Here is a 6573-nt window from a genome sequence, read left to right as displayed (position 1 = left end):
CTTCAACGACACCGTCGGCAAGGCCTACGTCACCCCCACCAAGCTCACCGACGGCCTCAAGGCCTGGCAGGACGCCAGCGTCAAGTACGGCAACGACCAAGGCTTCACCGTCAACAAGTAGACCCCCACGACGAGACGGGGGCGGAGCCGCATCCGACTCCGCCCCGCCTCACCCGCGCTCTTCACCCCGTCTTCATGGAAAGGGGTTGCCACGCCCTCTATGTTTGCGTAAACATAGAGGGTAGAAGTCCCGGCCCTCGCACGACCCTTCACGTACAGGAGCAAACAGCGCATGCCCGATCTCCAGATGGACAAGGCCGGCTTCCTGCTCGACGGCCAGCCCTTCCGCTTCCTGTCCGGCGGGCTGCACTACTTCCGGGTCCACCCCGAGCAGTGGCAGGACCGACTCCGCAAGGCCCGCCTCATGGGCCTCAACACCGTGGAGACGTACGTCCCTTGGAACCTGCACCAGCCCCGACCCGACCGATTCGTGCTGGACGGCGGGCTGGACCTCCCCCGCTTCCTCGATCTCGCCGCCGCCGAGGGCCTGCACGTCCTGCTGCGGCCCGGCCCGTACATCTGCGCGGAGTGGGAGGGCGGCGGTCTGCCGTCGTGGCTGCTCGCCGAGCCTGACATCCAGCTGCGATCCCGCGACCCCCGGTTCCTCGCGGCGGTCGACGACTTCTTCGACCGCCTGCTCACCCCCCTCCGCCCCTACCTCGCCTCGCAGGGCGGGCCGATCCTGGCCGTGCAGGTGGAGAACGAGTACGGAGCCTACGGCGACGACACCGCCTATCTGGAACACATCGCCGGCTCACTGCGCGCCTGCGGGGTCGACGTCCCGCTGTTCACCTGCGACCAGCCGGTCGACCTGGAGCCTGGCGCCCTGCCCGGCGTCCTCGCGACCGCCAACTTCGGTAGCCGCGGGGCCCACCATCTGACCTCGCTGCGCTCACAGCGCCCCGAGGGGCCGCTGATGACGACGGAGTTCTGGATCGGCTGGTTCGACCGCTGGGGCGCCCACCACGTCGTACGCGACCCCGACCACGCCGCGCAGGAACTCGACGAGGTCCTCGCCACCGGCGCATCGGTGAACTTCTACATGTTCCACGGCGGCACCAACTTCGGTTTCACCAACGGCGCCAACGACAAGCACACCTACCGCCCCACCGTCACGTCGTACGACTACGACGCCCCGCTCGACGAGGCCGGGGACCCGACCGCGAAGTACACCGCCTTCCGCGACGTCATCGCCAAGTACGCCCCCGTGCCGAGCGAACCCGTACCCGCCGCAGGCCCCAAACTGTCCGCCCCCACGGTCGCGTTGACGGACAGCGCCGACCTCCTGTCGACCGCGGACGCGCTGACGGCGCGGATCGACTCCCGGCGGCCCCTCACCATGGAGGAACTGGAACAGGACTTCGGCTTCGTCCTCTACGAGACCACGCTGCCCCTGCGCGGGCCGACGCTGCTGGAGGTCGAGCACGTCCGCGACCGGGCACAGGTCTTCGTCGACGGGCAGCCGGTGGGCGTCCTGGAGCGCGAGAGCCACGAGCACTCCCTGGCGTTCACCGCGCCCCGGGCGGGCAGCCGGCTCTCGATCCTGGTCGAGAACCAGGGCCGGGTGAACTACGGCCAGGGCATCCACGACCGCAAGGGGCTGCTCGGCGCGGTCCTCCTCGACGGCGTCGAGCCGACGGCGTGGACGAACCGCCCCCTCCCGCTCACCACGCTGGAGGACATCCCGTTCGCCGCCACCACGACGACTCCCGTGGGCCCCACCTTCCACCGGGGCACCTTCGAGGTCGCCAAGCCCGCCGACACCTACCTCCACCTCGACGGCTGGACCAAGGGAAACGCCTGGGTCAACGGCTTCCCGCTCGGCCGCTACTGGTCCCGCGGCCCGCAGCGCTCGCTGTACGTTCCTGCTCCCGTCCTGCGCGCCGGTACGAACGAGATCGTCGTCCTGGAGCTCCACGCCGGCCCCCGTACCCGTACCGTCGACTTCCTCGACACGCCCGACCTCGGCCCCACGGAGGAGTAGGAACACCCGACCGCACCGTGCCCGCCGGGGGTCCATAGGGTGGGGCCCATGTCTGCCACATTGCGTTCCGCGAAAGCCACCGCCGCCCTGCGAACAGCGGCTCGGGTGTCCGCCGAGTCGTTGGTCGTCCTGCTGATGGCCGGGGTGACACTGTGGATCGTGGGCCGCATGTGGTCGGTGGTCTGGCCCCTCGTCGTCGCGCTCTTCCTCACCACCCTGACCTGGCCGTTGACGCGCTTCCTGCGACGGCACAGCTGGCCGCCGGCCTTGGCGGCAGCCGTCGTCACCATCTCCTTCATGCTGGTCGTCGCCGGTGTCATCGCGCTCATCGCGGTGCCCGTCGCGTCTCAGTCCGGGGAGCTGTCCAAGGGCGTGGTCGAGGGAATCGGGCGACTGCGCGAGTGGGCCGCCGGGCCGCCGCTGAACATCGGCGACGACGAGATCTCCGGCGCTCTCGACACGGCCATGGCCCGCGTCCAGGACAGCATCGGCAGCATGGTCACCGCGGTCGCGACCGGCGTGGGCACGGTGTTCAACGGGGTCGTCACGGCCTTCCTGGCCCTCTTCCTGATGTTCTTCTTCCTGAAGGACGGCCCCCGGTTCCTGCCGTGGCTCACCCGCCAGCTCCCCGGCCGGCTCGCCGTCGACGTACCGGTCGTGGCGGAGCGGAGCTGGGACACCCTGGGTGCGTTCGTGCGCAGCCAGGCGTTCGTCGGACTCCTCGACGCCGTGTGCATCGGCGTGGGTCTGTGGATCCTCGACATCCCGCTGGTCCTGCCGCTTGCGGTGCTGACCTTCGTCTCCGCGTTCGTGCCGATCATCGGCGCCCTGTTCGCCGGCTTCGTCGCGGTCCTCATCGCGCTCGTGTCGAACGGCCCCACCGACGCGCTGATCGTCCTGGCGATCATCATCGTCGTGCAGCAGCTGGAGGGAAACGTCTTCCAGCCCATGATCCAGAGCCGCGGTCTCGGCCTGCACGCGGCCGTCGTCCTCCTGGCGGTGACGCTCGGCGGCAGCCTCGCCGGCATCGTGGGCAGCCTGCTCGCCGTGCCCTTGGCCGCCATCATCGCCGTCTTCTGGAACTACCTGCGCGACCAGCTCAGCGACGAGGCCCCTGAGCCGGAGCCCGAGGAGCCCCCGGCCCCCGCGCTCGCCACCGCCCCCGTCACGTCCTGACGGACGCCGCGCCGCTCAGGCGGCACTTTCCGGACAGGGCCCAAGGGGTGTCCTGTCGATCACGCCGCGAGCCCGGCCTGATCGGCAGGACACCCCTTAGCCGTGCCGCGTCGGCCCGAAGGCGGGGGGCCTCTCGTCGTCGCCGGCAGGGCCGACGTCGCCGTTCTTCCACTCCGGGTCGTAGGCGCAGGGAACGCTGGCGCCGCCGGTGAAGTACTCCCGGTCGGCGTACCAGGCGAAGGACATCCGCTCGTCGCCGCCGTCGCGCTGGACGAACAACTCCCAGTCCTTGCCCTGCTCGCCTTCGTGGTAGGACGTGATCTTCCAGTCGTTGTCCTTGAAGTGCTGGTGCAGTCGGCGGAGTCCGGGCACCGCCTGGCCGGCCGGCACATGGTCGAGGGCCCAGCGGTGGCTCATCGAGTAGGCGCCGTCGACGGTCTTGTCCTCGAGCCCGAACAGGCCGCCGTCGTAGCAGAAGCCGGAGCCGAGCGTGTTCTCCGTGCTGACGCCGATGTCCTCGACTCCGGGTTCCATGGTGCGCTTGAACCCCATGACGTCGTACGCCTCCTGGGACCGCTGGAGGGCGCGGTTCGCCATCTCCTCGGGCGCGACGCGAGGGTAGTCCGTCGAGCCCGACGCGCCCCACGCCAGGGCGATGACCAGCGCGAGTACGCCGACAAGCGCGGCGCCGCCACATCCCAGGGTGGCACGAACGAAGGACGAGGTCCGTGACTCGGTCGGGTCGGGAAGGGCGGCGCTTGGCATGATCTCGTCGGGCATACGAAGAGGCTATGCGGCCCGGGAGGCGTGGCGGATGGGTGCGGTGACCGGGGTCGGAGTGAGCACGCGTGCTCACTCCGACCCCGAGCCGTGCTCACCCCGAGGGGTGACTACACCGCCGCGGGGCCCGTGACAGCAGGCCTCGGTCGGCCGTCCTCCAGGACGTCAGCTGGGCGCGTTCGCGGTCTTGCTGGTCGTGGTGCCGTCCTCGTCCTGGGCCTCGGGCGCGCCGGGCACGGGCGGAGTGGGCGGCGTACGGACCAGCAGTGCGACCAGCACGGTCAGGCCGCCGAGTACGGCACCGACGCCGAAGCCCCACTGGATGCCCGTCGACAGGGCGCCGACGGGGTCGTCGCCCTCGGCCAACGCGGTGGCCGTGTGTCCCGTCATGACGCTGATCACCAGGGCGGTGCCCGCGGCGGCCGCCACCTGCTGGAGCGAGCCGAGGATCGCGGAGCCGTGCGGGTAGAGGTGCGGCGGCAGCACGGACAGGCCGGAGGTGAAGACGGGGGTGAAGACGAACGCCATGCCGGCGCTCAGGGCCACGTGCAGGGCGAGGATCACCCACGGCGAGGTCTGTTCGCCGGTGAAGGCGAACAGCGCGAGGCACAGCGCCGTGAGGGCGGCGCCGGGTACGACCAGGCGGGGTGCGCCGAAGCGGTCGTAGAGCTTGCCGACCTGCGGACCGAGCAGGCCCATGGTCAGGCCGCCGGGGATGAGCAGCAGTCCGGTCTGCAGCGAGGTGAGGTCGCACACCTCCTGGAGGTAGATCGGCAGCAGGATGAACGCGCCCATGAGGCCCATGAAGGACAGGCACATCAGGCCGAGCGCCACGGCGAAGTGACGGAACGTCAGCGCGCGCAGGTCGAGGAGCGGCGTCGACGAGCGCTGCAGCGCCAGCTGTCGCCACACGAACAGTCCCACGAACACGGCGCCGACGATGGTCGTGACCGACGGGGGCACCGGGCCCTTCGCCGCGTCCCCGGCGCCGAGCTCGCTCAGGCCGTACACCAGGGCGCCGAACCCCGCCGCCGCCAGCGGGACGGACAGCCAGTCGATCGGGCCCGCCTGCGGCTCGCCGATGTTCACCAGCTTGCGGTGACCGAACACGGCCATGGCTCCCGCGATGGGCAGCACGGCGAGGAACAGCAGCCGCCACGGCCCCAGCTGCAGCAGCACACCGGAGACCGCGGGGCCGAGGGCGGGAGCCACGGAGATGACGAGCGTGATGTTGCCCATGACACGACCGCGGTCATGCGGAGGCACGAGGGTCATCAGCGTCGTCATGAGCAACGGCATCATGACGGCGGTGCCGCTGGCCTGGATGACCCGAGCGGCCAGCAGCACGGGAAACGCGGGCGCGGCGGCGGCCAGGGCCGTACCGACCAGGAACAGCGCCATCGCCAGGTTGAAGGCGGTCCGCGTCGTCACGCGCTGGAGGAACCACCCCGTCACCGGGATGACCACCGCCATCGTCAGCATGAAGGAGGTCGACAGCCACCCCGCGGCCGCCGCCGTGACCTCGAACTCCCGCATGAGCCGCGGAATCGCGTTGACCATGATCGTCTCGTTGAGCAGCACGACGAACGTCGACAGCACGAGAATCCGCAGCACGGCGGTGACGCGGGCAGGTGAGACTGTGGGTGTTGCGGTTGGTGCGAGCATGGTGCCTTCCGTCATCTGACTGTCCTCCGCACGTGGCAGGTCCCCCTGACAGACTGCGGCGCCGGGCAGAACTCATCGGTTTATCTCCGATCCTGTCGCCACCGCCCCCCCACGCTCAAACGATTTTGCCGAACCGCGACAGGCCGACTCGAACAACCGGCCGACCGGACCGCGTCAACAGACATGCATGGCCACTCCGCACAAGCCCAACCCCTGATCGGCCGCTGCTCGCCAGACGCGCAGCGGGCCGTCGAGAACCGACTCCTCGCGCTCGTCGTAGTCCAACCAGTCCTGAGCCTCCGCGGCAGCGCGTTCGGCCGGGGTGAAGGTCAGCGCACGCTCGACGAGCGGCAGGCTGTCGCGTACCTCCTCGGAGGTGAACAGGAAGGTGCCGCACCAGCCCGGCAGTTGGGCCGCGCGCTTCGGGCCGATGGCATGGAACAGGGACGAGACGGCGTACTCCTTGCTGTGGACCGAGATGAACATGCTGTCGTCGCTCTGTCCCTCCCACACATCGTCCAGGGCGTAGAACGAGGGATCCGCGGTCCCACCGCACACCTCGTCGAGACGGCGGCCGGGTGCGGTGAGCGCACGGAACGACTCGATCGAGGCGATGTCCACTCGCACCGGTACGTTCTCGCGGTCGGGCGCATACCAGGTCCGGTGGTCGGGGAGCGGCTCCCGCTGCCACGCCCGCCATCGACGTGCCGCATCCGGGTGGGCGCGGTCCGCCTCCATGGCGGGCAGCAGGCGTGGGGCAAGGCCGCCGACGGTCTCATCGGCATGACTGCTGATCGCCCACGCGCTCATGAATCCCATGCCGGCGACGCTACCTTCCACCACTGACATCGCACGGAGTGCCGCCGCCGGGGGTCCGGCCTGACCGGCCGATGCCCGCGGGGCGTCGG

Annotated in this window: 5 protein-coding genes; 2 read left to right on the top strand and 3 right to left on the bottom strand. The window is 70.2% G+C overall.

Going from position 1 to position 6573, the window contains the following annotated elements:
* Nucleotides 1-292 precede the first annotated feature (292 nt).
* Both OO54_RS32090 and OO54_RS32085 read left to right on the top strand, forming a co-directional pair.
* On the top strand, nt 293-2044 hold the full coding sequence (locus OO54_RS32090; protein ID WP_033209352.1) for a glycoside hydrolase family 35 protein: 1752 nt from the start codon (nt 293-295) through the stop codon (nt 2042-2044).
* Between the two features lie 48 nt (nt 2045-2092).
* Nucleotides 2093-3220 (top strand): AI-2E family transporter, encoded by a 1128-nt coding sequence (locus OO54_RS32085; protein ID WP_033209350.1) that lies wholly within the window; start codon nt 2093-2095, stop codon nt 3218-3220.
* Nucleotides 3221-3316: 96 nt separating this feature from the next.
* On the opposite strand, the gene OO54_RS32080 is transcribed toward OO54_RS32085, so the two are convergent.
* The 3 genes from OO54_RS32080 to OO54_RS32070 all read right to left on the bottom strand — a co-directional run bounded on the left by OO54_RS32080 (nt 3317) and on the right by OO54_RS32070 (nt 6484).
* On the bottom strand, nt 3317-4000 hold the full coding sequence (locus OO54_RS32080) for a hypothetical protein (RefSeq protein ID WP_234439248.1): 684 nt from the start codon (nt 3998-4000) through the stop codon (nt 3317-3319).
* Nucleotides 4001-4165: 165 nt separating this feature from the next.
* A complete protein-coding gene (locus OO54_RS32075; protein WP_234439247.1) occupies nt 4166-5680 on the bottom strand; it encodes a DHA2 family efflux MFS transporter permease subunit in 1515 nt (504 codons plus the stop codon).
* Nucleotides 5681-5839: 159 nt separating this feature from the next.
* On the bottom strand, nt 5840-6484 hold the full coding sequence (locus OO54_RS32070; protein WP_033209347.1) for a hypothetical protein: 645 nt from the start codon (nt 6482-6484) through the stop codon (nt 5840-5842).
* Nucleotides 6485-6573 lie beyond the last annotated feature (89 nt).

Source organism: Streptomyces wedmorensis (assembly GCF_000716445.1).
Lineage (GTDB): Bacteria > Actinomycetota > Actinomycetes > Streptomycetales > Streptomycetaceae > Streptomyces > Streptomyces wedmorensis.
This window is presented reverse-complemented; position numbering and strand designations above follow the sequence as displayed.